This window comes from Roseofilum sp. Guam, from assembly GCF_017746735.1.
GTDB classification, from domain to species: Bacteria; Cyanobacteriota; Cyanobacteriia; order Cyanobacteriales; family Desertifilaceae; genus Roseofilum; species Roseofilum reptotaenium.
Map to the genome: position 1 here is coordinate 24209 of NZ_JAGHZN010000041.1, position 24010 is coordinate 48218.

Consider the following 24010-nt stretch of genomic DNA (forward strand, 5'->3'; position numbering starts at 1 on the left):
AATCCTCATCAGCATCCAATCAATCTGGAGATCTACCTATGTCCACTACAAAACCGCTGCAAGTGACCGATCGCTCTGCCGTGAAACGTAATCCCAAACGGGGATGCTACGATCGCGCTACAATCGAGCAAATTTTGGATGAAGCACTGGTCATTCACGTTGGTTTTATTGCCCAGGATCAACCCTTTGTGATTCCGATGAGCTATGGACGAGATGGCGATCTCCTCTATATCCACGGAGCTGTAGCCAGTCGAATGCTCAAGAATTTAGAGCAGGGCATTGAGATTTGCGTCAGTGCCACGATATTGGACGGCATTGTTATTGCGCGATCGCTCTTTCACCATTCCATGAATTATCGCTCGGTGATGTTGTTTGGTCGTGCCACATTGGTTGACGATGAGCAGGAAAAACTGCACGCTCTCAAGGTGCTATCCGAACATATTGTCCCCGGACAATGGGAACAAGCCCGCCAACCGACACCTGCTGAAATGAAGGCAACAACGGTATTGGCTTTCCCCATTGAAGAAGGCTCTGCCAAAGTCCGCAGTGGCGATCCCAAGGATGATGCTGCCGACTATGAGCTACCGATCTGGGCCGGACAATTACCCCTAAAACTTACCCCTGGCGTTCCTATTCCCGATTCTCAACTGCGATCGGATATTGTCGTCCCTGAGAATGTGTTGAATTATCATCGAGGAGTATAACTTTAGATTGCCCTGTTTTGGTGCGCTATTGCGGAGCAATAGCGTATAAACTCGAAGCATTTGCCAGTTTCTACGGGCCAGATTTCTATCAACTCCCGCGCAATACTGAACAGATGACCTTAACCAAAACGACCTGGAGAATGCCCGATGAAGTGCCCTGTACCAAATCTGGCTTAGTTCCTTTACGCGCAGGGCAGGAAATGACCTGGCAAATGGTTTGATGTAGTACATTAGTTCCGTAATATCGGTTTTAGTGCCATGTTGCCTGAGATATCGCTAATCCAATCGAGATAAACTTGCTCGGTGTCAATTGTGAAATTACTTTTCGTTTGCAGTAAAAATCAGCTACGCAGTCCTACAGCCGAAGCAATATTCGCCGAGTACAAAGGATTAGAGGTCGATTCAGCAGGAATAGATCGAGGAGCTGAAATCATTCTGGGTACTGAAGAGATCGAGTGGGCCGATATGATTTTTGTGATGGAGCAGTCTCATCGCAGAAAACTCTCAAAAAAATTCCAGCCGTGGCTCAAGAATAAACGAGTAGTCTGCTTGGATATTGCTGATGAGTACGAATATATGGAGCCAGCGTTAGTAGAATTATTGAAGAGGAAAGTTCTACCTCTGCTGGGAACTTTTTGAGGAGGAAGCCTTGCGTTGTTGCCTGTGATATCAAGTCCGTTGAATCAATTTATAGTGGCAGGTTGGAATACCCAGTTGGCGATCGCTGGCTATAATGAGGCTGGAATGACAAAGATTCCTCACTCATCTCGGAAAGCGACAAAAAAGGGGTAGCCATGGGACAAGATGCGATCGCACTATACGAACCGATTAACACCCTGAAACAGATTGGTGAAGATATTTGGATTGTTGATGGCCCAATTGTACGGATGTCACTGTATGGGGGAAAGATTCCTTTTCCAACCCGCATGACCATCGTGCGGTTGAGCAACAGCGAGCTATGGTGCCATTCACCCACAGAATTGACTCCAGAACTCAAAGCTCAAATTGACTCCCTTGGCTCAGTGCGCCACCTCATTTCACCCAACAAAATTCACTATACTTATATTGCTTCCTGGGCTAAAGCTTATCCAGAGGCGATCGCATGGGCATCCCCAGGTGTACGCGATCAGGCAGCACAGCAGAAAATTGAAGTTAGTTTTAATGCCGACTTGGACAATGAACCGCCACTTGAGTGGGCCGCAGATTTAGACCAATTATTCTTTCGCGGCATTCGATTTATGGAGGAAGTGGTATTTTTTCACCCCAAAAATTCGACTCTCATTCTTACCGATCTGATTGAAAACTTTGAACTCAATAAAGTGAATAAGTGGTTTGGGTTGCTCATTAAATTAATTGGTGTTGCCGATCCTGACGGCAAAACCGCATTGGATTTGCGAATTACATCTTGGGGACAAAAAGACCAGTGCCGTAGCTGCTTCAAGCAAATGGTTCAGTGGCACCCGGAAAAAATTATCATCGCTCACGGCCGTTGGTATGAGAATAATGCTTTGGCTGAGTTGCACCGTGCTTTTCGCTGGCTTGATTGATTAACTTTCAGACAACTGATTCAACAGGCTTGATGTGATATGTGGCCAGATTATATAGCAAATGTAATTCCATTTAGAAATGGAATTACATTTAAGGAGACTCTGTTACAGCTGTTACCTTACTACTCCTTCCGTGAGGGTTTCAAAAAACATGGCATTACCAATCCAGAGGAAAGGTACGCTCTAGTGAACTTAGTTGCTATTCTGAGCAATGATAAGTATATTGACTATCCCAAGGTACCTGAGTTGGATCTAGACAATGCTGATGATGACATTTGTCGCGCAGAGGCATATTGGACAGATAGGGGCAGATATTACTGGTTTGATTTTGACATATTGGATCGCGATCGCCACATTTTACCGTTGCGCGCTGTGTTTAATAGAAGAGATGCTGACTATGAGAATCCCATTTGGGGAGTCGCATGGGATCGTAATACCGGCACGGAAGTAGTTCATTTCAGCAATATTGGCAAGAATACAGGAAAGATAGAGATGATCTCCCTGCAGCACATTGACTCATATCAACCCTACAATCCTTGGTTCCTCGATCAATTTGGTTCTAGTATTTGTTGTAGTACATCAGAGGAGTGGACTCAGGCTTTAGAAATAGAGGCTCAACCTTCTTATACAATTTACTTAGCCCGAATTTTTGAGTTAGAAAAATTAATCCGATTCGCACTCCAATGGTGTGCTGATTATATCTTTGACGATTTGTCTGACATGGTAATAGCTTATAAAGATTTAATGACCATGGTTTCTAAAGAAAAATTCTGTCGAGAACAGTTCGGAAATATAGAAGAAAACGATCCCGATCGAATTGCATTACTAGGGAACCTATGTCTTGTACGAGAGTACGAGATAGAATCTGGATTTGAGAATGTATTAGGCGGAGATTCTCGGAGAAAGGTTTATTTCTTTTCTAAACTGCCAGAGGACTCTTTTAGTATCGATAATATAACCCATATTCGATGGAAATTTTTATTCTATTTCGCCCACGATTACTTAAGCCAGTATTATAATCTGGAGTACAGTCTAACTCTTGAGGAGGAAGACGGCGAATACTCTGATGAAGTGAGGGCTTCTTCGGATAAAGTTACTCGTTATTCGGCTTCATACAGACATCGCTTTGAAAGTATTGAGGGACTAGCTATCTGGTTTGAGCAGAGGTTCTGGAACATCAAGAAGGAACAGATCCATATCTTTTTGAATTCTATCTCGGCGAAACTCAACCCATCAGGTTATCCCATAAGTGCCTATGAACTCAATGATGGAGATAGAAACGAGAACTACCAGCATACTGTTTATGCTATTGTTGCCACATCATGCTTGATACTTGTTGTCAAAGACTGGGGAGATCTTTAGTTGTTAAATATTAAAGATTATCGACTCTTATTGCAGGAGATAACATAGAAAATGGTTTGATGTTCTTTCATCGGGGTTGAGTAGAGTAGCCATATGGAAAATATGGGCGATCTTTTGGGCGTAAGTCATGGTTTTAATCTCCTGAATAGTATAATTCTGGATCGATAGCATAACTTTGATTGTTCTCTTCCAATGCGCGATCGCCCTACTTCTTAACCCACAGCAACAGCGCAAATATCCCCAGGAGCAAGGCCTCAGTCCCCAACAGTCCGTTCAAGGTTTGGGCATCTTCAGGCTGGAGGATAAACTGCGATCGCCACATCGTATACGGTAAAAATTGTAGTCCGATAATCCCACTAAACACCAGCCACACCGACCAGCCTAAACCTCGCCAGAGGGCGATCGCTGATTGTGCCTGTGAAAATTCATAATGTCTTAAGGTTTTTTGGGCGTTCCGGTTGCGTAAAATCATCCCATACAGAAGAGATTTAGCATGGCACAATCAAGCAAATTTTGGGACAAAATCGCCCAGGGTTATGCCCAACAACCGATCGCCGATGAAGCATCCTACCAGAAGAAACTGCAAGTCACCCGCGACTATTTTCGGCCCGATATGGAAGTGCTGGAAATTGGCTGTGGTACAGGTTCAACGGCTTTGCTGCATGCGCCCTACGTTAAACATATTTGTGCTATTGACTTTTCAGCTCAGATGATTGCGATCGCCCAAGAAAAAGCCACCCATCAAAACATTACCAATGTCACGTTTGAACAGGCAAGCATTGATGAGTTAAATATTCCCCCACAAACCCTAGATATGGTCTTAGGTTTAAGTATTTTGCACCTCTTAGAAGATAAAGAAGCAACGATTGCCCAGGTCTACGAGATGCTCAAGCCTGGGGGACTTTTTGTCACTAGTACGGCCTGTTTGGGGGATGGGATGCCCTGGTTTAAGTTAATTGCTCCCATTGGCAGAAGATTGGGCTTTTTCCCTTTGGTCAAAGTTTTTACGGTACAAAATTTAATCGATAGCTTGACTGATGCCGGATTTACCATTGATTACCAATGGCAACCAGCCAAAGATAAAGCAGTTTTCATCGTTGGCAAAAACCAGATGAGGAGAACTTAAGAACCTGATGCAACAGCTTACCTTAACTCGACCTGATGATTGGCATCTCCATCTGCGGGATGGTGAAGCGCTAAAAGCTGTTTTACCGCATACGGTGCGACAGTTTGCCCGCGCGATTATTATGCCTAATTTGAAGCCCCCAGTGCGATCGCTCTCCGATGCTGCCGCTTATCGCGATCGTATTCTCGCTGCCATTCCCCCAGGCAAAGAGTTTGAGCCATTAATGACACTCTACCTCACGGATAATACTAGCCCAGAAGAGATTATCAAAGCGAAGGACTCCGGGTTTGTGAAAGCAGTCAAATATTACCCCTCTGGTGCAACAACCAATTCAGAATTCGGGGTTACAGATATTCGGAAGTGCGATCGCCTCTTTGAGACCATGCAACAAGTAGACTTGCCCCTCTTGCTCCATGGAGAAGTCACCGATCCAGACGTGGATGTATTCGATCGCGAAAAAGTCTTTATCGAGCGACATTTAATTCCCCTCAAACAGCGATTTCCCCAACTTCGCGTCGTCCTAGAACACATCACCACCTCAGATGCCGTCGAATATGTCCTAGAAGCGGACAATATCGGCGCAACCCTGACTCCCCAACATCTCTTATTTAACCGCAATCGCATCTTCAAAGGCGGTATTAATCCCCACTTTTATTGCCTACCTATCTTGAAACGAGAAATCCATCGCCAAGCTCTTCTAAAAGCAGCTACATCCGGCAATCCTAAATTTTTCCTCGGCACAGATAGCGCCCCCCATACCCGCACCAGTAAAGAAAGCGCCTGTGGCTGCGCTGGTTGTTTTTCCGCCCTCCACGCCCTCGAATTATACGCAGAAGCGTTTGAGAGTGTGAATGCCCTGGACAAGCTCGAAGCATTTGCCAGTTTCTACGGGCCAGATTTTTATCAACTCCCGCGCAATACCGAACAGGTTACCTTAACCAAGACCACCTGGTGCATCCCCGATGAAGTCCCCTTTACCGAATCTGGGCTAGTACCTTTACGTGCAGGACAGGAGATGACCTGGCAGATGGTTTGATGGTGTATATTTTCGCTCCAGAGTGAAGCGAGAAAAAGCCCAGTTAGAGGAGAAATAGAGCCTCTCTCGTTAAGCGATCGCCGTGCTTTTATGCAATTATTGATTTAAAGAAACCGGGTTTCTGCCATAGACTTTCTTGCTTATCCAAGATTTGAAGAAACCCGGTTTCTAGGAACTTCGTTAGAATTACATTTTGCTCTCGCTCAAATGGTGTCGATCGTGAAATTACTTTTTGTTTGCAGTAAAAATCAGCTCCGCAGTCCTACAGCCGAAGCAATATTCGCTGAGTACGAAGGATTGGAGGTCGATTCAGCCGGAATAGATCGAGGAGCTGAAATTTCTCTCGGTACTGAAGAGATCGAGTGGGCCGATATGATTTTTGTTATGGAGCAGTCTCATCGCAAAAAACTCTCAAAAAAATTTCAGCCATGGCTCAAGAATAAACGAGTAGTCTGCTTGGATATTGCTGATGACTACGAATATATGGAACCTGCTTTAATAGAATTATTGAAGAGAAAAGTTCTACCTCTGCTGGGAACCTTTTGATCAGGCAGTAGTGCCGTGACACAGCTAAAGTAGGGCAATAGAACTTATAATAAGTATAAATGTTTAGTTAGTCCGTAGTATAAGACTTTTAATTATGAAAATAAGCTATAACCCAGAAGCAGATGTTTTAAAAGTATTTTTCCAAGACAGTGCCGTAGAAAAAAGTGATCGAGAACAACCCGATACAATTCTCAATTATGATAAGCATGGCAATCTGGTAACGATAGAAATTTTGAATGCTCGAGAGCAAGTGGAGAATCCTCAAATCGTTGAATATTCTGTAATTTCACCCCAGAGTGAAGCGAGAAAAAGCCCAGTTAGAGAAGAAGCAGAACCTCTCTCGTTAAGCGATCGCTATGCTTTTATGCAGTTGCCTTTAGCAGAACGCCGTCGGATTGTAGCAAAACAAGCTGAGGCAATGGTGGAACATTACTAACAAGAAACAGAATGGCGCGAATTTCAAGGCGGGGACATTATTAACTACTAATTCACTGTAACATTTGGTTTGTTGTGTCATTGGAAGTCTCACGAATACGCTGCTGAAAACGGGCAATAATGTCAGGACTTAATTCTGCTTCTGGCTCCACCACTTCTCGCCGATCCAAAATGGATTTAGCCTCGCTTAAGGATGCTTGCCCTACGTTTTTGAGTAAAGCATGAAAATCTTCCTGTTGTTGGTCAACTTCCTCAATAGGTAGCGATTGAACTGTGTACGCCATAGTCACTTGGCGCGTTAGTGCATAAACTATATATTGATTTAAAGAAACACCTTCATTCTCCGCCAAGTGAGTTAACTGTTGGTGGAGTGTTTCTGGTAATTGTAGTGTTAATTGGCTCATTATTAACTTCCTTCAAGTGCTAATTGGGCAACTAATTGTGCAGGAGTTATAACTTGTAAACCTAAAGACTCTCTTGCACTCCTAAAGTCACGGAGATTGGAGGTTGCAATCATTGCATTTGCATTCATTGCACAATCAATTACAAGATCATCTCCTGCGTCTGGTGAAGTGGGTCGCCACGAATAATAAATTTTCGTGAATTGAGAATAATTCAACAGAGTACCTAAAACAGGTTGTAATTCCTGCCAACGCGCGGCTGAAAGTTTACGCGATAAAACATCTTCATACTCATAAGCAAGTGCATTAGAGATATGAACCTGGATTAAGTCAGCTAACCATGCATCAATGACAAAGCCAGCAGCACTACCCTGTTTGGTTAAGCCCTCAAACACAACATTCGTATCAACGACAACACGAAATAGAGGTACAGTAAACATAAGGTTATTATAGGGCCTTATACAACAGAGGTATTATGAATATCTGATTGAAGATAATATATATTCTGATTGAAGATAATATATATATTGTAAGCCACACAAGGAAACAGAATAATGAATGACAATGTGACAACCACCAGTGGTAAATGTCCGGTGGTACACGGGGGGATGACGACAACTAGCGTGGCCAACGTAGAATGGTGGCCCAAGGCCCTCAATCTCGATATTTTGAGCCAGCACGATCGCAAAACCAATCCCATGGGGGTAGACTTTAACTATCGGCAAGAAGTGAAGAAACTGAACGTAGCTGCGCTCAAACAAGATCTACATGCCTTGATGACCGACAGCCAGGACTGGTGGCCAGCAGACTGGGGACACTATGGTGGGCTGATGATCCGCATGACCTGGCACGCAGCGGGTACCTATCGTATTGCCGATGGTCGCGGTGGTGCAGGTACCGGTAATCAGCGATTTGCACCTCTCAACTCCTGGCCGGATAACACTAACCTGGACAAGGCACGTCGTCTGCTTTGGCCAATCAAGAAGAAGTATGGTAACCAGCTCAGTTGGGCAGATCTAATTGCTTACGCAGGCACCATTGCCTATGAATCCATGGGGCTAAAAACCTTCGGCTTTGCCTTTGGACGCGAAGATATCTGGCATCCGGAAAAAGATATCTACTGGGGTGCAGAGAAGGAATGGCTCGCCCCCAGCAACAATCCCCAGAGTCGCTATTCCGGCGATCGCGATCTCGCCAATCCCCTGGCTGCCGTGATGATGGGACTGATCTATGTCAACCCTGAAGGCGTAGACGGCAATCCCGATCCTCTCAAAACCGCCCATGATGTGCGCGTGACCTTTGGTCGCATGGCCATGAACGACGAGGAAACTGTCGCCCTTACTGCTGGTGGTCACACCGTAGGCAAATGCCACGGTAACGGTGATGCTGCCTCGCTTGGCGGAGAACCCGAAGCCGCCGATATCGAAGAACAGGGCTTGGGTTGGGTCAACAAGACCAATGGTGGTATGGGTCGCCATGCTGTAACCAGTGGCATTGAAGGAGCCTGGACGACCTATCCTACCCAGTGGGATAACGGCTATTTCCAGATGCTACTCAATTATGACTGGGAACTGAAGAAAAGTCCGGCAGGTGCGTGGCAGTGGGAACCCATCAACACCAAGGAAGAAGACAAACCCGTTGATGTCGAAGACCCCACCATTCGCCGCAACCTAGTCATGACCGATGCTGATATGGCCATGAAGATGGACCCTGAATATCGGCAGATTTCTGAACGGTTTTACCGCGACCCCGAATACTTCTCTGAAGTCTTTGCACGGGCATGGTTCAAACTGACCCACCGCGATCTGGGGCCAAAAACTCGTTACATCGGCCCTGATGTGCCGCAAGAGGACTTAATCTGGCAAGACCCGATTCCTGCCGGAAACACTGACTACGATGTTCAGGCAGTCAAAGACAGAATTGCCGCCAGTGGTCTGAGCATTAGCGAAATGGTCTCTACTGCCTGGGATAGCGCCCGAACCTTCCGGGGATCGGACAAGCGCGGGGGGGCTAACGGAGCAAGGATTCGTCTGGCCCCGCAGAAGGATTGGGAAGGCAATGAACCGGTGCGTTTGGCTAAAGTGCTGGCTGTCCTGGAACGCATCGCGGCCGATACGGGTGCCAGTGTTGCCGATGTCATCGTCCTCGCCGGTAACATGGGTATCGAACAGGCGGCCAAGGCTGCTGGTTTTGAGGTTACGGTTCCTTTCTCCCCAGGTCGTGGCGACGCAACGGAGGAGATGACCGATACCGAATCGTTTGCGGTGCTAGAACCGCTCCATGACGGTTACCGTAACTGGCTCAAGCAGGACTATGCTGTCAGCGCCGAAGAGTTGATGCTCGATCGCACCCAACTGTTAGGTTTAACTGCTCCTGAGATGGTGGTGCTGGTTGGCGGTCTGCGCGTACTGGGAACCAACTATGGTGGTACTAAGCACGGTGTGTTCACGGATCGCGAAGGCGTATTAACCAACGACTTTTTCGCGAACCTAACGGACATGAACTACCTGTGGAAGCCGGTTGGTCAGAACCTGTATGAAATCTGCGATCGCAAGACTGACCAGGTGAAATGGACAGCGACACGAGTGGATCTGGTCTTCGGCTCCAACTCAATCCTTCGTTCCTATACCGAAGTTTATGCCCAGGATGACAACAAAGCCAAGTTCGTGCAAGACTTCGTGGCAGCTTGGACAAAGGTCATGAATGCTGACCGCTTTGAATTAGCCTAACTCTCAGGATGCCTTCCCAGGCTGTTTATGTAAAGATCGTCAGTTTTGGATAAGCTGAAACCCTTATTTCTGTTCTTGGCTGTACTTCCTCTCCTTCATCAAATCAGCCACAAAATGCCCTTAACCAAAACTGACGTTATCTAATGATCGCAACTTGATATGGCTTTTTAATGGTTAATTTGTAAGGATTTAATCCGATCGCGCAATTGGGCTGCTTTTTCAAACTCTAAGTTCTGGGCAGCGTGTTTCATCTCCGTTTCTAATTGCACAATCAGTTCTGGAATCTCTTCTAACGGGACTGCATCTTGAGCAACTTGACCGGGGTCTACCCCCTGGGCATTGAGGCGACGAGAGATGTCTAGAAACGCCAGGATGCTGTTGTCGGCAGATTTTTTGATCGGTTTGGGGGTAATGCCATGGAGTCGATTGTGGGCCATTTGAATGCCGCGACGACGTTCGGTTTCGGCGATCGCCTTTTCCATACTGTCTGTCAGGCGATCGGCGTATAAAATTGCTTGTCCATTTACGTGACGCGCCGCCCGACCGATGGTTTGAATCAGGGAACGATAGGCCCGTAGAAAGCCTTCTTTATCGGCATCCAAAATAGCGACTAGGGACACTTCCGGTAAATCCAAACCTTCTCGCAATAAATTCACCCCAATTAAAACATCAAATTTCCCTTCCCGTAAGTCTTGTAAAATTTCAATCCGCTCAATGGCTTGAATCTCGGAATGCAGATAGCGCACCTCAATAGAGCGCTCTTGTAAATAGGTGGTTAAATCCTCCGCCATCCGTTTGGTTAACGTCGTTACTAACACCCGTTCTTTGCGCTTAACTCGTGCTTTAATTTCACCAAGCAAATCATCAATTTGTCCTTCTATGGGACGAACTAAAACTTCTGGATCAATTACTCCTGTAGGGCGAATAATCTGCTCAATAATTCGGTCTTCCGATAGGTCTAATTCCCAATCTCCGGGAGTGGCGGAAACAAAGACACATTGATTGACTTTTTGCCAGAACTCTTCCGCTTTCAGGGGGCGATTATCAGCGGCACTAGGGAGGCGAAAACCATGATCGATTAATACCATTTTTCGCGCGCGATCGCCGTTATACATGGCTCTGATTTGGGGCACGGTGACATGGGATTCATCAATCACCAAGAGCCAATCTTCTGGGAAATAATCGACTAAACACTCTGGGGGTTCTCCTGGTTGCCGATTGGCTAAATAGCGGGAATAGTTTTCCACTCCATTACAATAGCCGACTTCTTGTAATAACTCCACATCATAACGGGTGCGCTGATCTAAGCGTTGGGCTTCCACTAATTTCCCAGCGGTTTCTAAGTGTTGAACGCGCTCTTTTAATTCCACCCTAATGTGTTCGCAAGCGATGTCAACTTGCTCCTTGGGGGTGACAAAGTGACGAGCGGGATAAATACTCAGACTATTGCACGACTCCAAGGCATTTCCGGTAGTCGGATCGATATAGTAGATGCGATCGATTTCATCGCCGAAAAACTCAACCCGAATAATTCGGTCTTCATAGGCTGGGGCAATTTCTAAAATATCGCCTTTCACCCGAAAATTTCCGCGACTTAGTTGGGTATCATTGCGGGTATATTGAATTGTGGCGAGTTCCCGTAACAGTTGCCGTTGATCGATTTCTTGTCCAATTTCTAGGGGAATGGCTGCTTTGAGGTATTCGGTTGGCATTCCCAAACCATAAATACAGCTAATAGAAGCGACAACAATTACATATCGATGCTCAAATAAAGAGCGGGTTGCCGAATGGCGGAGCATGTCAATTTCTTCATTGATGGCGGCGCTTTTTTCAATGTAGGTATCGCTTAAGGGAAGATAGGCTTCCGGTTGATAATAATCGTAATAACTGATAAAATATTCCACAGGATTGTGGGGAAAAAACTGACGCAATTCATGGCAAAGTTGGGCCGCTAGGGTTTTGTTATGGGCTAAAACCAACGTCGGTTTGCCGACTTTAGCGATCGCCTGGGCAATGGTATAGGTTTTTCCCGTTCCCGTAGCTCCCAAAAGGGTTTGATAGCGATGTCGGCCGTTTAGGGTTTGGGTTAATTGGGCGATCGCCTGGGGTTGATCTCCCGTTGGCTCAAAAGGTGCATCTAGCTTAAATCCGTCCATTTAATGATACCGATTAAGAAACCAAAACAACCAGCTTAATCTATGATTACATTTATTTACAGATTTTTGTGTTTTTGCACAGTCTTTCGTAAACTAGAAAGAGTTTAAACTTTTTTTAAAGTTTCTTACGTCTATCATTTGCCCCTATATAGACAAACCTCTGTGAGCGGTAAAAAGGCAATGGGTTATGAGCGATAAAACCAATAACGGTACAACGACCAGCAGCAGTGCAACTCCAGACCAATCCCCCAAACCGGCTTCATCCAGTGCCGCTGAGACTCCCAAACCTGTGACATCTCAAGATAAGGAAAAAACTCCGATGACTCAACCCCTGAAACTTGGCTCTAAGCCAGAAGCAACAGCTACCATTAGCGAGCAAGCGACTCGTTTGTCACCTTTACCCGGAAACCGTCCGGTGGGGACAACCGATCTGAAAATTAGTAATGCTCTCCAAGTGGGGCCCCTTCCGGGGAATCGACCCATTGAAGCGAGTCATCTGCAAGTGAACAGTACCCTATCCTCTGCTGGTACTCGTCCCGTCATCTCCAGTGGACTGAAGATTAAGGAAACCTTCGCCACATCTGGGAATCGTCCCGTATCTACCACGGATTTAAAAATTAGCCAAACCATCACGGTCATGGGAAATCGCCCGGTTGCAGATAATAATATCGATGGGCCCGATTTAATGGGATATCTTGACTAAACATTTCCGCATAACCAGCCATCTGTTAGTCTAAAAGCACAAACCTGAGTCAGTTATACTGCCCAGGTTTTTTTGTGTATAGCGCTTTGCACTGGTTATGGGTAATGATAAGGGATCGTAAGCACCTCGATCTTCATCAAAACTTCATATAGCTCTATCATAACCTTAATCAAATTGTTCACGAGCAACAGAAGAGCCAGTAAGTAAGACTCTGGCCCGATCTCCATGCAGAAATACGGATGTTTGATTTCGATTATCCGCAGAAACGCAGAAATAGATACGGAGTCCAAAATAGTGGATCTTTTCCTAAACTGGAGATGCTGACGATAAATTCCGTAAAAATCAGCAATTCTTTGCCCATAGTCCCCAGAAAACCAGAATTTCAGCCTTTCAAGGTATCCGTAAACTACGGAAAATCAACCTCAAAATCATAAAAAAATGCTCTAACATGAAGAGTCAGTAAAATGTGGTTTTTTCTGTGGACACTCCTCTATTGCTTGCCTATCATAGGAATATCAGGAGGCAAGGACAGCACAATGATCTGCTGATGCCAACTGTTAAGTTCTAGGAGTTATGTAATAATGAAATCTGCTATCTCTACCTTAATTGGTTCTACACTACTGGCTACTACGTTCGTTGGCTTCTCTGCTGTTGATGCTCACGCGATCGACTGTAATGACTCAACCGTTACTGTGGCAGGAATCTCCTTCAGTGCTTGCGAAGAAGGTTCAGGTAATGATACCGGAGCTAGGTCAACTCTAATTGGAGATCTCAATGGTGGCTTATTCTCCGATTTAACCACTAACTGGTCAGAGGCTGGTAAGTCTGATGATGGTAACGATGCTGTCACAGCAGCTAACGGTTCGACGAGTGGTGCTTGGAGTGTTGATGGTGACTTACTAGACTTCGGAGCGGATGGAACCACAACCTTTGCCTTGAGCCTCAAAGCTTCTAACAAATACAGTGTTTTCCTGTTTGAGAATATTAGCCAAAGCCTTTTGGATGCAGATGGTTTCCTCTCTGGAACATTTACAACTAATGGTGTATCCACGAATGGACGAGGCAATGCACAAGCGCTCTCCCATTCCACCTTATGGGCATTCGGCAATGGGGAAGAATCATACAATCCTCCGGCTGATGTTCCTGAACCTAGTGCTGCTGCTGCTTTAGGTTTGCTAGCTGCTGGACTGTTCGGTATGAAGAGAAGAGCCAGTAAATAACATTCTGGGGTAGTTGAGTTCTTAAAAAATTTCTCCTGATTAACAATAGATGCGTTGAGTGCTTTCAGTAAAATTTGTAGATCGGATGAGGGGGTGAATCTCACCCCCTATTTTTTAGCCCTTGGGAATGGGGAATGGGAGAGGTTTTTCTACTGCCGACTGCCGACTGCCTACTGCCGATTAAAAGAGGTTGGCTTCTGTGGTTGCAGGAATGGTTTTCCGCCAGGCTTGAATGCCTCCTTCTAGACTTACGGTTTCAATACCGGCTTGTTCTAGGATCTGTTGGGCGATACCGGAGCGAACTCCAGAGAAGCAATAGAGGATAACTAGACGATCGCCGGCTAATTGACGAATTTTTTCAATCGCTTCTCCTGATTCAATTTCTGCTAGGGGAATTAAAGGACTCTCTGCAATGCGATCTCGGGCATATTCTTGAGGGGTGCGCACATCAATAAATAGAGCTTGTTCGGCTAAAGTTCCGGGCTTGTCAGCCGCGAGTTGTCTGACTTGAGTCACACTAATTTCGGCGATCGCTTCTTGGCTATTACCCGGAAGAGCGCAACCGGCGATCGCAGCACTTAAATATAAACTCGATAGAACTACAATCCAGCGTTTCGTTTGCATAAGAGATATAGCGCTTCGCGCTAGGGAATAGGGAATAGGGTTGTGGTATATGATTGTTTCGATCTTCTATAACATCACAAAGCGCTGTCATCGATCAGCTCGATCTCCACTATAACGCTGTCAATTGCAGAAACCTAGCACCTATTACCCATTACCAGCGTGTAGCGTCCTTTAAAAAAAATAGTGCAGACTGCAATCAAGTAGCCTGCACATCAGTTTGGAACACGACTTAGCATCAAAGGAGCAGAGATCCTCAAAGCCTTACTATCTCTGAGGAGTCGAGCGCTATATAAAAACTCAACTCACCCTAGGTTCAAGCAACTCATAAAGATTCGTCTCAAGGATAGGCAAACCCGAAGGTCAGACCAAACAGGACAATGATTACTCTGATGTTTCTACTATGACTGACGTTAGGGAGATGAGGGGGTTTTGTGTAAGCAAGATTCACAGAAGCGATAATTTTCACCCATTGCTCTGTGATGTGGTGTTTCCATACACAATTATCCTCAGTGGCAGTTCTGACGATATTAATAAACAATAGAAGAAGATTCGGGTTTTCTTGGTGCCACCGTCTCATCCCCGATGTGTTGTTTCTTTGTGTAATCTGATGAACCAGATTCAGTTTATCCAATCCTTTGCTAATCTTACCCCTAGGCGACAAGAAGTGCTGCTGAAAGTGTTAGCCGGTGAAGAAGATACGGCGATCGCCGAACAGCTTTATATTCAACCGGTGACGGTACGCAAACATATCCAACATATCTGTGATGCGTTTTTGGGAGATGTCGATCCGCAAGAAGCGGGATATTCCCGTCGTGGGGAATTAGTTGCCCTGATCGCCAAATATCGTCCAGAGTTAATTGGGGAAGCGCTGAAAACCAACCGGGAACCCCAACCCCAAAAACATCATATCCTGCTCAGTTACTATCAAAGTCCCACCGATCCGCCTTTAAGCCTGATTTCCCAACTCTACGAAACCCTGAGAAACTCCGGTTATACGGTGACTTTAGCCGATAATTGCCTGCGGATGGCCAAAAATGGCTTGCAACAAATTTACCGAGAATTGAATACCTGTGAAGAGGTTTTACTATTGCTTTCGCCTCTTTCTGCGGTGAGTGAAATGATTACCGAAGAGGTGCGAATTGTCAAGTCTTTACAGGAGTCTCGTCAACAAGGACTTCCTCATATTATTCCGTTAGAAATCAAGAATTCATTTAGCTTGCTCAACCACGACTTGCGGGGATATTTACAGGACTTACCGAGGTTAAGATGGCGATCGCCAGATGATACCCCCAAGTTAATTAAAACCCTATTGCAACTGTTGGCTGAGGGCGATCGTCAGCAGATGAACGAACTCTCTCCCCCAGAGCAACCCACCAATCAATCCTATGCTATCTTACCCAAATCTCCCCCCCAACCCATTGCCGAACCCGAAATACCCAGGGGACAAGTAGAGCTGGCCTCCGCATTTTATATCGAACGGCCCAGAATTGAAACGCGATGTTATGAGGCGATCGAAAAACCCGGAGCCTTAATTCGCATCAAAGCACCTCGACAAATGGGCAAAACGTCCCTTATGGCTCGAATCTTACACCATGCCTGCACCGTTGACTATGCCACCGTTCCCCTCAGTTTTCAACTTGCCGACAGCAAAGTCTTCACCGATCTTGAACTGTTCCTCAAATGGTTTTGTGCCAATATTAGCCTGCAAATCAACCTCCCGGTTAACTTTGAAGAGCATTGGAACAGCATTTTTGGAGCCAAAGTGGCCTGCAAATCCTACTTTGAGAACTATATTCTCCCCTACTGCGAATCTCCCCTAGTTTTAGGATTAGATGAAGTCGATGTAGTTTTCTCTTTTCCTGACATTGCCTCAGACTTTTTTAGCCTCCTGCGAGCCTGGCATGAAGAAGGGAAAAACCGAGAGATTTGGAAACAACTACGCTTAGTCGTTGTCCATTCTACAGAAGTCTATGTTCCCATGAGTATTAACCAATCCCCCTTTAATGTCGGCTTACCTATTGAACTCCCCGAATTTCCTCCTGAGAAAATTCTCGAACTCGCTCATCGTCATGGCTTAGATTGGACAATTTCAGAAGTCAATCAACTCATGTCTATGGTAGGAGGACACCCCTATTTAGTCCGGTTAGCACTCTACCATATTGCTCGCCACGAAATAACCTTAAAAACAGTTTTAGAAACAGCGGCTACTGATGCAGGCTTATATAGCGATCATTTAAGGCGACACTTATGGAATTTACATCACCATTCTGTTCTAAAAGAAGCCCTCAAAAAAGTAGTAACTAGTCCCCAAGAAATGCAACTCGAATCCATCCAAGCATTTAAGTTACACAGCATGGGGTTAATCCATTTACAAGGTCACAATGTCATCCCTAGATGTAATTTATATCGTCAATATTTTCGAGTCCAGCTCTCTTGATTTTTTTCAGTGTGGTGCGTTTATCTAGGGGAGTCATGAATAACACATTTACAAAAATGTATGAATATCAATTTGGTGGTAGCTTACCCCTGAATTCTCCAACTTATGTGGTTCGTCAAGCCGATGCTGATTTATTTCGCGGGGTTCTAGCCGGAGAATTTTGCTATGTTCTCAACTCCCGGCAAATGGGAAAATCCTCTTTACGAGTCCGCACCATTGAGCTACTCAGAAACCGGGGAATTGTTTGTGGGGTAGTCGATTTAACTGCTATTTTTAGCTGCAATATCACCACAGAAGAATGGTATGCTGCCTTTGCCTATTCGGTGTTAAGTAGCTTTAATTTAGTCGATAAAGTAAATTTACCCAGATGGTGGCGCGATCGCCTCTCTTTTCCTCCCGTCGAGCGGCTGCGTCTATTGTTAACTGAAGTCATTTTATATCATATTCCCCATAATATCGTCATTTTTGTCGATGAAATTGATAGTGTTTTGGGCTTAAAATTCCCAATTGATGAATTCTTTGGCTTAATTCGATCTTGCTATCAAAATCGAAAACAAAATCCAGACTATCACCGCCTCACTTGGGTTTTGTTGGGTGTTGCCAGTCCATCAGAACTCACTTCTCAACCTGAAATCAGCCCTTTTGATATGGGTCTAGAAATTCAGCTCACTGGATTTCAATTTCAAGATTGTTTAGGGTTGGCAGAAGGGTTGGTTATGAAAGCAAGAGACCCGAAAACGGTTCTCAAATCCATTTTAGATTGGACAGGAGGGAAGCCATTTTTAACTCAAAAATTATGCCATTTAGTCGCTAATGGGGATGACTTTATTTCTCTCAATCAAGAACGGAAAACAGTGCATCAGTTGGTGTATAGAAAAATTCTTCACAATTGGGAAGCTCAAGATGAACCAGAGCACCTCAGATCTATTCGCGATCGTCTCCTTGAAAGTCCTAATCGAAAGTCTTTATTAGAGCTATATTGGCAAATTTTAAAACAAGGTGAAATTCCATCAGAAGAGAGTCCACAGCAAACTGAACTACGGTTGAGTGGTTTAGCGATAAAATTACCATTTGGTCATCACTATGCCCGTCCTATCCTCAGAGTTTATAACCAAATTTATGCCGATACTTTTAACTTTAGATGGCTGGAGAGTTGTCTAGGCTATAGTCCGGATAAATCGGTTAAATCATTGACCAAGAAATGTTTGTCAGATGAACAAACTCTTTACGATCACCTTCTGTATTGGGTACAGGAAGAACCTCCGGCTGTGATGATTCAAAGAGTTCATAAATTGTTGATTGAAGTTATTGGATATCCAGATATTGAAATCAGTGCGGTTATTCGACGGCTAGTTATTCAAGTTCCTGAACAACATCAGTTTAACAAAATCTTGAATCGCTGTTTTTATATTTTAATCAATCACTGGCAAATGCGCGCTGCATCAAAAATTGCCATTGTTGGATTAATTGCCCTGTTTAATAAGCAAAGAGAAACTCAATATTCTTATTCTTCTCCTTTGCCTAGATATGTTGACCAACTCAAAAAGATGGTCGATCAGTTTTGCAAAAGTCATGAATACAAAATGATCAACAAGCTTTTTGTTGAGCCGATCATTCATGCAACCGTTAAAGAGTTTGAGGAAACTGAAGATTATCAATTTCTGCGTATTTTAATTCAAAATAAATCGGATTCCAAATCAAAAATATCGCCCATTTTAACTTCTCCACTCAAAACCCAAATTCATCGATACCCTTATCTCTACCGCTATTCCTTCGTGTCTTCTAGTAGCTCAAGAGAACACCAACAACTATTGCAAGAAATTCAAGCAGAACGGCAATGGGAATTTGAACTTAGTCTATCCCAATATGCCAAATACTTAATCAAAAAGACATCAGGTGTAGCCAGTCAAAAACCTTTTGCTAATCCCACTTTACTCAGTGACCATGATTTATATTTAGCGATTAAACAGTTTACAGGAAAAGTGGAAGGGAATTCTAGCTATAAAGATTTAGCTAAAGCATTCCTAGAACACACAGAACAAGTTGAATCTTATCAAGAATTTAAGGATGATTTTTATCAGTATATTATTGCCGCAATTGATGCTGATTTTCGGTCTCAGCAGTTTGATTTTAAGTTAAGAAGACAACTCAAAAGCTTGTTACCTGAACAAGACAATGAAGGCTTTAATTCACTCTTGCTCAATCAAACTTGCGAGAGACTCTTGAAGTTTTTGATTGAGAGTCCCAACGATCCAAATCACTATATTTTTATTAATTTAATTGCGAGCTTAGGGGAACTCAAGACTAGTGCTTTGTTGCTGAAAATTGTTTTAATTTCTGGACAAAGCCAATCTGATTTGGGACGACAATTGTTTCAGTGGTTCAATTATTATGAGTCTAAGCCTCTGGATCAAATTCAATGGTTTGTTAATTTCCTGGAAAATATCAATATCGCGTTGGTGATTAATAATGAAACCCTCGATGTCCCCTCTATTCAAAACTATCTCAAATAGCTTGATTTAAGATTTGCTAAAAAAGTGAGCTGTGCAGGCTAGGCATATAGAGTGGGGGAAATTCGCAAGATAGCTGCCTCTGCATCTATCGGATGGAGCGTTATGGGAACTTTTCTGAGCCAGTGTCCGACTATATCCTTTTGTAGGTGGTGACTCCAGGAGAATTGGATTTAACCCCATTTCTGTTTGGGGAACCGGTTCGCCTCTTCTGAACTTGATCGGTGGAGTTTTAAGTTAAATGTCAAGTTTTGTCAAAGAATGCAACATTTCAGCAAGTCTGCCGATGAGTTTGGCACAGTAGAGAAAGGAAGGGATATAACGGCTCAATCCTGACTCACCTGCCATCTAGGTGGACTGTCATTGTAAATCTCACCATCTTAACCGTTTAGATAACCATGAAGTTTAACTATTACACCTTTTGGCTCCCATTATGGGCTTATCTTCAGCAACCCTTGTTTAACCCAGAGTCTCCCACGATCTGGAGTCCCCAGCAATTTTGGTATCGCTATCAATTAATCCTTCTGGAGCGATGCTGGGACAGGAGTCATCAGGAGGGACATCCCCAGGCTTGAAAGGACTCTTAGCGATGAAGGATAACAGAACAGCGATCGCTTGAATGGTAAACTGACAGGCGATCGCTATCTTTGTGGTGAGATATGCTAAAACGATATAGTCGATTCATCTGGGTTGGTATGGCGATCGCTATGCTAACGATATTTTTCCCTAACCTTTCGACTGCTGTATCAGCACAACTTCCTCCTGTTTTTGGCGGCGCTCAAGAATCTCAAACCACTGCTGACAGCTCCCAATTAGTCTATGGTACAATCACCCTCAATGGACGTAAGCTTTTTGATGTTTCTGCTCGTCCTTCTCTAGCCCAAACAACTCGCCAACACCAAACACCTTTACAGCAGCGCATTATTCAGATTGAAAGTAGACTCAAGCAAGCTATTACCACCGGATTTAACCCCGAAACTTTAAGCATTAGAGCCAAAGAATACGAAGGATATACCGTTTTAATTGCTTCCGATCCTCCTCAGCTTCAACCGATACTCATTATGGAGATCACAGAGACAGATAGCCAATTGTATGGACAACCGATTTCTCGCTTAACTCCTAATGCTGTTGAAAGATTAAAACAAATCCTAATTAAAGGCTATGAAGAACTAAAGCCGACCTATATACACCGCCAAATCAAGATTTCTATAGTCATTGTAGGCGCTACAATTTGGGTCAGTGTGGTTTTACTGTATGTAGAAAGATTAATCAAGTTTAGATTCAAAAAAAATACTCAAAATCAGCAAAGAGCAGCCGCTCGAGAACTGCCCCTAGAAGATCCTAATCTAGACCCTCGATTATCCACTCTAGATCGAGATCTTAACCAAAAAGAACAAAAAGAAATCTTTCGGTTACAAACTCAAGTTTTACATTGGCTACAATTACTGATTTGGCTAGGGTCTTTATCGCTGGTTTTATGGCGCTTCCCCTTGACGCGTCCCTTGGGAAATTGGCTCTTTGATTTACCGGTCTTATTGATCTTTTTTGTTCTCGCTACCCATATGGCTATTGAAAGCTCTTTTCTTGGCTTAAATCATCTCTCTAAAATCCTAATTGAAAGTCAATCTACTTCAGAGGAAGACTCTTATCGTATGTCTGCAAGGGTGAATAGTTTTGCCCCCATTGTCAAAGGCGCGATCGCTTTGTTCCTCTTAGGTTTAGGTAGCTTATTAATCCTAGACACCTTGGGAGTTCCCTTAGCCCCTATCTTAGGAGGTGCAGGAATTATTGGGTTTGCCATTTCCTTTGGTTCTCAAGCCTTGATAAAAGATACCATCAATGGATGCCTGATTTTATTTGAAGACCAGTATGCAATCGGTGACTTCATTTCGATTAATGAATTTTTTGGTCGAGTTGAAACTCTGAATTTACGGATTACTAGCCTGCGGACGAAAGAAGGTCGTTTAATCACCATTCCCAATAGTGAAATTCGAGTGGTACAAAATTCATCTAAAGATTGGGCGAGAAAAAAAATATTGATTTATGTGGGTTATCAAACCGATGTTGATTATGCCTTAAAACTGCTGGAGGATTTAGCTCAAGAACTTTGGCACGATCCAGATTGGAACGAGCAAATTATTGAAGCGGAAGTGCGCGGTGTGGATTCCATCGATGCCGGAGGAACTCGAATAGGAGTGCGCTTTGAAACCAAACCGGGAGTCTATCGCTATGTAATTCGAGAATATCTTCGTCGAGTCAAAAAAGCCTTTGATCGGCAGGGTTTAGAATTGGGGATGCTGCAACAAGGAATGACCTATCGCCGAGAATTAGAGAGCAAGGATGCTATGGATTCTTCTATTTTATGGAAATCGCAAAATGATCTAGAATGTGAAGGAGGATAATATAAGAAAAATATCAAGATTTTAATCATAGCTTATGAAAATGAACGGCGAACAATTGATTGCTCAACAGAGAGAATTTTTCCGGTCTGGACAAACCAGAGAGTTAAAATTTAGAAAATCTCAGCTTAAAAAGCTAAGGTCGGTCATTGAGGAAAATAAATCCAAAATCTTGGCTGGATTGAAGGAGGATTTAAATAAACCTAAATTAGAGGGTTATTATGAATTTAGCCCGATCGCCGAAATTGATTATGCCTTAAAGCACTTAAACCAATGGGTAAAACCGAAACGCACCTTCACTCCCTTCGTGATGTGGCCTTCTGTTGGAGAAATTTATCCGGAACCCTTGGGCGTAGTGCTGATTATCTCTGCTTGGAATTATCCGTTTAATTTAGCGATAACGCCCCTTGTGGGAGCAATAGCAGCGGGAAATTGTGCTGTAATTAAGCCCTCGGAGATTGCTCCCAATACTTCCCATATTTTAGCAGAAATCATTACTGAAAATTTCGATCCCAACTATATTGCTGTACTCGAAGGCAACGCCGAAGTCAGTCAAGAACTCTTAGCCCAGAACTTTGATTATATTTTATTTACGGGTAGTGCCAGAGTGGGGAAAGTAGTCATGGAAGCAGCGGCGAAATACTTAACGCCCGTGACGTTAGAGTTGGGAGGAAAAAACCCCTGTATTGTCGATCGAGATTGTGATTTAACTTGTACTGCCAGGCGAATTATTTGGGGTAAATTTTTCAATGCAGGGCAAATTTGTATTGCTCCAGATTATGTGCTGGTGAATCGAAAGGTGAAAGCCGATCTCATTCAAGCGATGCTGGCTGAAGTTAAAGCTTTCTATGGTGAAAACCCGGAAGAAAGTCCAGATTATGCCCGCATTGTGAATGACAAACAGTTTAACTATCTCCAGGGATTACTGCAAGAAGGGAATATTCTGTGTGGGGGGAAAACGAATCCCAAAACTCGCTATATTGCCCCCACTTTAATTGATGGAATAACCTGGGATTCCTTGGTAATGCAAGAGGAGATTTTTGGGCCCATTTTACCGATTTTAGACTATGGTGAGATTGAGGAGGCGATCGCCGAAATCAATCAACGTCCCAAACCCCTCGCCCTCTATCTCTTCTCCAAACGCTCCCGAGTTCAGCGCCAAGTGCTACAACAGGTTTCATCGGGAACTGTCGCTCTCAACGATACAGTTTTACAGTTCAACATTCCCCAACTGCCCTTCGGAGGAGTTGGACAAAGTGGCATGGGCCGCTATCATGGATTGGCCAGCTTTCAAACCTTTAGCCATTACAAAAGTGTCTTAAGACGCTGGTTTTGGCTGGATCTCAACTTGCGATATCCCCCCTATGGCAACAAGCTCCAACTGTTGAAAAGACTCCTGAGATATTAACCGCATCATGACTGTGCCTGAACCTACCTCTTACCACGATAATCTGTGCGATCGCCTGTTTATTGCCCTGTTTACCCGCAAAATGGCTGCTGTGGTGGGTAAAGGTAGCTCAAAAACAGGCTATGAAGGCTTTGTTGATGTATCCCAGAAAATCATGCAGGGACGCAATTCCTTAGAACAACAACAATTGGTGAAAAAGGTCTTAAATTCCCTGATTCCTGCTCCCATTTTAACCCTTATCCGGACATTGACCTCCCCTACCCAATGGGTGTGTGAAGCCAATGCCTGGTTTGCAACGCTCCTATTTGAATGGTTAGTTGGTCCGTGTGAAACGAAGACGGTAGAAATAAAGAATGAAAATCAAACGGTTCGGCAACAAAAAAGCGCAGTTCAGATTAAAAAGTGCCGCTATTTAGAACAAAGCGGATGTGTGGGAATGTGCATTAATATGTGCAAACTCCCGACTCAAGACTTTTTTACCCAGCAATTTGGCATTCCCTTAACCATGACTCCCAACTTTGAAGATTTCAGTTGTGAAATGGTATTTGGACAATATCCCCAACCTTTAGAACAAGAAGCCGCCTTTGAGCAATCTTGCTTAAAAGATCATTGTGCGATCGCCTCCGTGAAGCCTGAACCCTGTCCTCGCGTGCGCGACTAACAGGAT

21 protein-coding genes and 1 pseudogene are annotated in these 24010 nt (G+C 44.1%); 17 read left to right on the plus strand and 5 right to left on the minus strand.

Going from position 1 to position 24010, the window contains the following annotated elements:
• Nucleotides 1-38 precede the first annotated feature (38 nt).
• From J7529_RS16505 to J7529_RS16525, 5 genes and pseudogenes are all read left to right on the plus strand, one after another.
• Complete coding sequence (locus J7529_RS16505) at nucleotides 39-704, plus strand: pyridoxamine 5'-phosphate oxidase family protein (protein WP_318729890.1); 666 nt, start codon at nucleotides 39-41, stop codon at nucleotides 702-704.
• Between the two features lie 47 nt (nucleotides 705-751).
• Nucleotides 752-925 (plus strand): annotated as a pseudogene (locus J7529_RS16510) (dihydroorotase); the annotation flags it as partial.
• An 88-nt stretch (nucleotides 926-1013) separates the two neighbouring features.
• Nucleotides 1014-1343 carry a low molecular weight protein tyrosine phosphatase family protein gene (locus tag J7529_RS16515; RefSeq protein ID WP_413038903.1) on the plus strand — a complete coding sequence of 110 codons (330 nt, stop codon included), beginning with the start codon at nucleotides 1014-1016 and terminating at the stop codon, nucleotides 1341-1343.
• A gap of 155 nt (nucleotides 1344-1498) precedes the next feature.
• On the plus strand, nucleotides 1499-2251 hold the full coding sequence (locus J7529_RS16520) for a DUF4336 domain-containing protein (RefSeq protein ID WP_318729893.1): 753 nt from the start codon (nucleotides 1499-1501) through the stop codon (nucleotides 2249-2251).
• 39 nt (nucleotides 2252-2290) lie between these two features.
• Nucleotides 2291-3613 carry a hypothetical protein gene (locus tag J7529_RS16525; RefSeq protein WP_318729894.1) on the plus strand — a complete coding sequence of 441 codons (1323 nt, stop codon included), beginning with the start codon at nucleotides 2291-2293 and terminating at the stop codon, nucleotides 3611-3613.
• A 205-nt stretch (nucleotides 3614-3818) separates the two neighbouring features.
• Here the strand turns inward: J7529_RS16525 and J7529_RS16530 are convergent, their stop codons facing one another.
• Nucleotides 3819-4085: a hypothetical protein gene (locus tag J7529_RS16530; RefSeq protein WP_318729895.1), complete on the minus strand. Its 267-nt coding sequence runs from the start codon at nucleotides 4083-4085 to the stop codon at nucleotides 3819-3821.
• A 21-nt stretch (nucleotides 4086-4106) separates the two neighbouring features.
• On the opposite strand from J7529_RS16530, the gene J7529_RS16535 reads away from it, so the two are divergent.
• The 4 genes from J7529_RS16535 (at nucleotide 4107) to J7529_RS16550 (ending at nucleotide 6757) form a co-directional block, all read left to right on the plus strand.
• Nucleotides 4107-4739, plus strand: coding sequence for a class I SAM-dependent methyltransferase (locus tag J7529_RS16535; protein WP_318729896.1), 633 nt, complete (start codon nucleotides 4107-4109; stop codon nucleotides 4737-4739).
• Between the two features lie 7 nt (nucleotides 4740-4746).
• The gene (pyrC, locus tag J7529_RS16540) at nucleotides 4747-5775 is read left to right on the plus strand and encodes a dihydroorotase (RefSeq protein WP_318729897.1); all 1029 of its coding nucleotides are present in this window, start codon (nucleotides 4747-4749) and stop codon (nucleotides 5773-5775) included.
• Between the two features lie 216 nt (nucleotides 5776-5991).
• On the plus strand, nucleotides 5992-6321 hold the full coding sequence (locus tag J7529_RS16545; protein ID WP_390889993.1) for a low molecular weight protein tyrosine phosphatase family protein: 330 nt from the start codon (nucleotides 5992-5994) through the stop codon (nucleotides 6319-6321).
• 94 nt (nucleotides 6322-6415) lie between these two features.
• On the plus strand, nucleotides 6416-6757 hold the full coding sequence (locus J7529_RS16550; protein ID WP_318729899.1) for a DUF2283 domain-containing protein: 342 nt from the start codon (nucleotides 6416-6418) through the stop codon (nucleotides 6755-6757).
• A gap of 52 nt (nucleotides 6758-6809) precedes the next feature.
• Here the strand turns inward: J7529_RS16550 and J7529_RS16555 are convergent, their stop codons facing one another.
• Complete coding sequence (locus tag J7529_RS16555; protein ID WP_318729900.1) at nucleotides 6810-7160, minus strand: toxin-antitoxin system HicB family antitoxin; 351 nt, start codon at nucleotides 7158-7160, stop codon at nucleotides 6810-6812.
• Between the two features lie 2 nt (nucleotides 7161-7162).
• Nucleotides 7163-7597, minus strand: a complete 435-nt coding sequence (locus tag J7529_RS16560) for a PIN domain-containing protein (RefSeq protein WP_318729901.1) — start codon at nucleotides 7595-7597, stop codon at nucleotides 7163-7165.
• Between the two features lie 126 nt (nucleotides 7598-7723).
• Between J7529_RS16560 and katG the strand changes: the two genes are divergently transcribed.
• Nucleotides 7724-9886, plus strand: coding sequence for a catalase/peroxidase HPI (gene katG / locus J7529_RS16565; RefSeq protein WP_413038904.1), 2163 nt, complete (start codon nucleotides 7724-7726; stop codon nucleotides 9884-9886).
• Between the two features lie 167 nt (nucleotides 9887-10053).
• Here the strand turns inward: katG and uvrB are convergent, their stop codons facing one another.
• Complete coding sequence (gene uvrB / locus J7529_RS16570) at nucleotides 10054-12042, minus strand: excinuclease ABC subunit UvrB (RefSeq protein WP_318729903.1); 1989 nt, start codon at nucleotides 12040-12042, stop codon at nucleotides 10054-10056.
• Nucleotides 12043-12229: 187 nt separating this feature from the next.
• Between uvrB and J7529_RS16575 the strand changes: the two genes are divergently transcribed.
• Nucleotides 12230-12745: a hypothetical protein gene (locus J7529_RS16575; RefSeq protein ID WP_318729904.1), complete on the plus strand. Its 516-nt coding sequence runs from the start codon at nucleotides 12230-12232 to the stop codon at nucleotides 12743-12745.
• Nucleotides 12746-13326: 581 nt separating this feature from the next.
• Nucleotides 13327-13965: a PEP-CTERM sorting domain-containing protein gene (locus J7529_RS16580; protein WP_318729905.1), complete on the plus strand. Its 639-nt coding sequence runs from the start codon at nucleotides 13327-13329 to the stop codon at nucleotides 13963-13965.
• A gap of 180 nt (nucleotides 13966-14145) precedes the next feature.
• On the opposite strand, the gene J7529_RS16585 is transcribed toward J7529_RS16580, so the two are convergent.
• Nucleotides 14146-14589 (minus strand): rhodanese-like domain-containing protein, encoded by a 444-nt coding sequence (locus tag J7529_RS16585; protein WP_318729906.1) that lies wholly within the window; start codon nucleotides 14587-14589, stop codon nucleotides 14146-14148.
• Nucleotides 14590-15196: 607 nt separating this feature from the next.
• Between J7529_RS16585 and J7529_RS16590 the strand changes: the two genes are divergently transcribed.
• The 5 genes from J7529_RS16590 to J7529_RS16610 all read left to right on the plus strand — a co-directional run bounded on the left by J7529_RS16590 (nucleotide 15197) and on the right by J7529_RS16610 (nucleotide 24004).
• Nucleotides 15197-17026: an AAA-like domain-containing protein gene (locus J7529_RS16590; protein ID WP_318729907.1), complete on the plus strand. Its 1830-nt coding sequence runs from the start codon at nucleotides 15197-15199 to the stop codon at nucleotides 17024-17026.
• A 35-nt stretch (nucleotides 17027-17061) separates the two neighbouring features.
• Entirely contained in the window at nucleotides 17062-19539 is a 2478-nt protein-coding gene (locus J7529_RS16595; RefSeq protein WP_318729908.1) for an AAA-like domain-containing protein, read from the plus strand.
• A 656-nt stretch (nucleotides 19540-20195) separates the two neighbouring features.
• Entirely contained in the window at nucleotides 20196-21938 is a 1743-nt protein-coding gene (locus tag J7529_RS16600; protein WP_318729909.1) for a mechanosensitive ion channel family protein, read from the plus strand.
• A 34-nt stretch (nucleotides 21939-21972) separates the two neighbouring features.
• A complete protein-coding gene (locus J7529_RS16605; RefSeq protein ID WP_318729910.1) occupies nucleotides 21973-23343 on the plus strand; it encodes an aldehyde dehydrogenase in 1371 nt (456 codons plus the stop codon).
• Between the two features lie 7 nt (nucleotides 23344-23350).
• Nucleotides 23351-24004, plus strand: a complete 654-nt coding sequence (locus tag J7529_RS16610; RefSeq protein ID WP_318729911.1) for a DUF4033 domain-containing protein — start codon at nucleotides 23351-23353, stop codon at nucleotides 24002-24004.
• Nucleotides 24005-24010: the final 6 nt, after the last annotated feature.

Coding starts and splice junctions, on each gene's coding strand:
- J7529_RS16520 (WP_318729893.1), top strand. CDS start 1,499: ATGGGACAAGATGCGATCGCACTATACGAACCGATTAACACCCTGAAA.
- J7529_RS16535 (WP_318729896.1), top strand. CDS start 4,107: ATGGCACAATCAAGCAAATTTTGGGACAAAATCGCCCAGGGTTATGCC.
- J7529_RS16560 (WP_318729901.1), bottom strand. CDS start 7,597: ATGTTTACTGTACCTCTATTTCGTGTTGTCGTTGATACGAATGTTGTG.
- J7529_RS16555 (WP_318729900.1), bottom strand. CDS start 7,160: ATGAGCCAATTAACACTACAATTACCAGAAACACTCCACCAACAGTTA.
- J7529_RS16610 (WP_318729911.1), top strand. CDS start 23,351: ATGACTGTGCCTGAACCTACCTCTTACCACGATAATCTGTGCGATCGC.
- J7529_RS16600 (WP_318729909.1), top strand. CDS start 20,196: ATGCTAAAACGATATAGTCGATTCATCTGGGTTGGTATGGCGATCGCT.
- J7529_RS16605 (WP_318729910.1), top strand. CDS start 21,973: ATGAAAATGAACGGCGAACAATTGATTGCTCAACAGAGAGAATTTTTC.
- J7529_RS16580 (WP_318729905.1), top strand. CDS start 13,327: ATGAAATCTGCTATCTCTACCTTAATTGGTTCTACACTACTGGCTACT.
- J7529_RS16505 (WP_318729890.1), top strand. CDS start 39: ATGTCCACTACAAAACCGCTGCAAGTGACCGATCGCTCTGCCGTGAAA.
- J7529_RS16525 (WP_318729894.1), top strand. CDS start 2,291: ATGTGGCCAGATTATATAGCAAATGTAATTCCATTTAGAAATGGAATT.
- J7529_RS16585 (WP_318729906.1), bottom strand. CDS start 14,589: ATGCAAACGAAACGCTGGATTGTAGTTCTATCGAGTTTATATTTAAGT.
- pyrC (WP_318729897.1), top strand. CDS start 4,747: ATGCAACAGCTTACCTTAACTCGACCTGATGATTGGCATCTCCATCTG.
- J7529_RS16575 (WP_318729904.1), top strand. CDS start 12,230: ATGAGCGATAAAACCAATAACGGTACAACGACCAGCAGCAGTGCAACT.
- J7529_RS16550 (WP_318729899.1), top strand. CDS start 6,416: ATGAAAATAAGCTATAACCCAGAAGCAGATGTTTTAAAAGTATTTTTC.
- J7529_RS16595 (WP_318729908.1), top strand. CDS start 17,062: ATGAATAACACATTTACAAAAATGTATGAATATCAATTTGGTGGTAGC.
- J7529_RS16530 (WP_318729895.1), bottom strand. CDS start 4,085: ATGATTTTACGCAACCGGAACGCCCAAAAAACCTTAAGACATTATGAA.
- uvrB (WP_318729903.1), bottom strand. CDS start 12,042: ATGGACGGATTTAAGCTAGATGCACCTTTTGAGCCAACGGGAGATCAA.
- J7529_RS16590 (WP_318729907.1), top strand. CDS start 15,197: ATGAACCAGATTCAGTTTATCCAATCCTTTGCTAATCTTACCCCTAGG.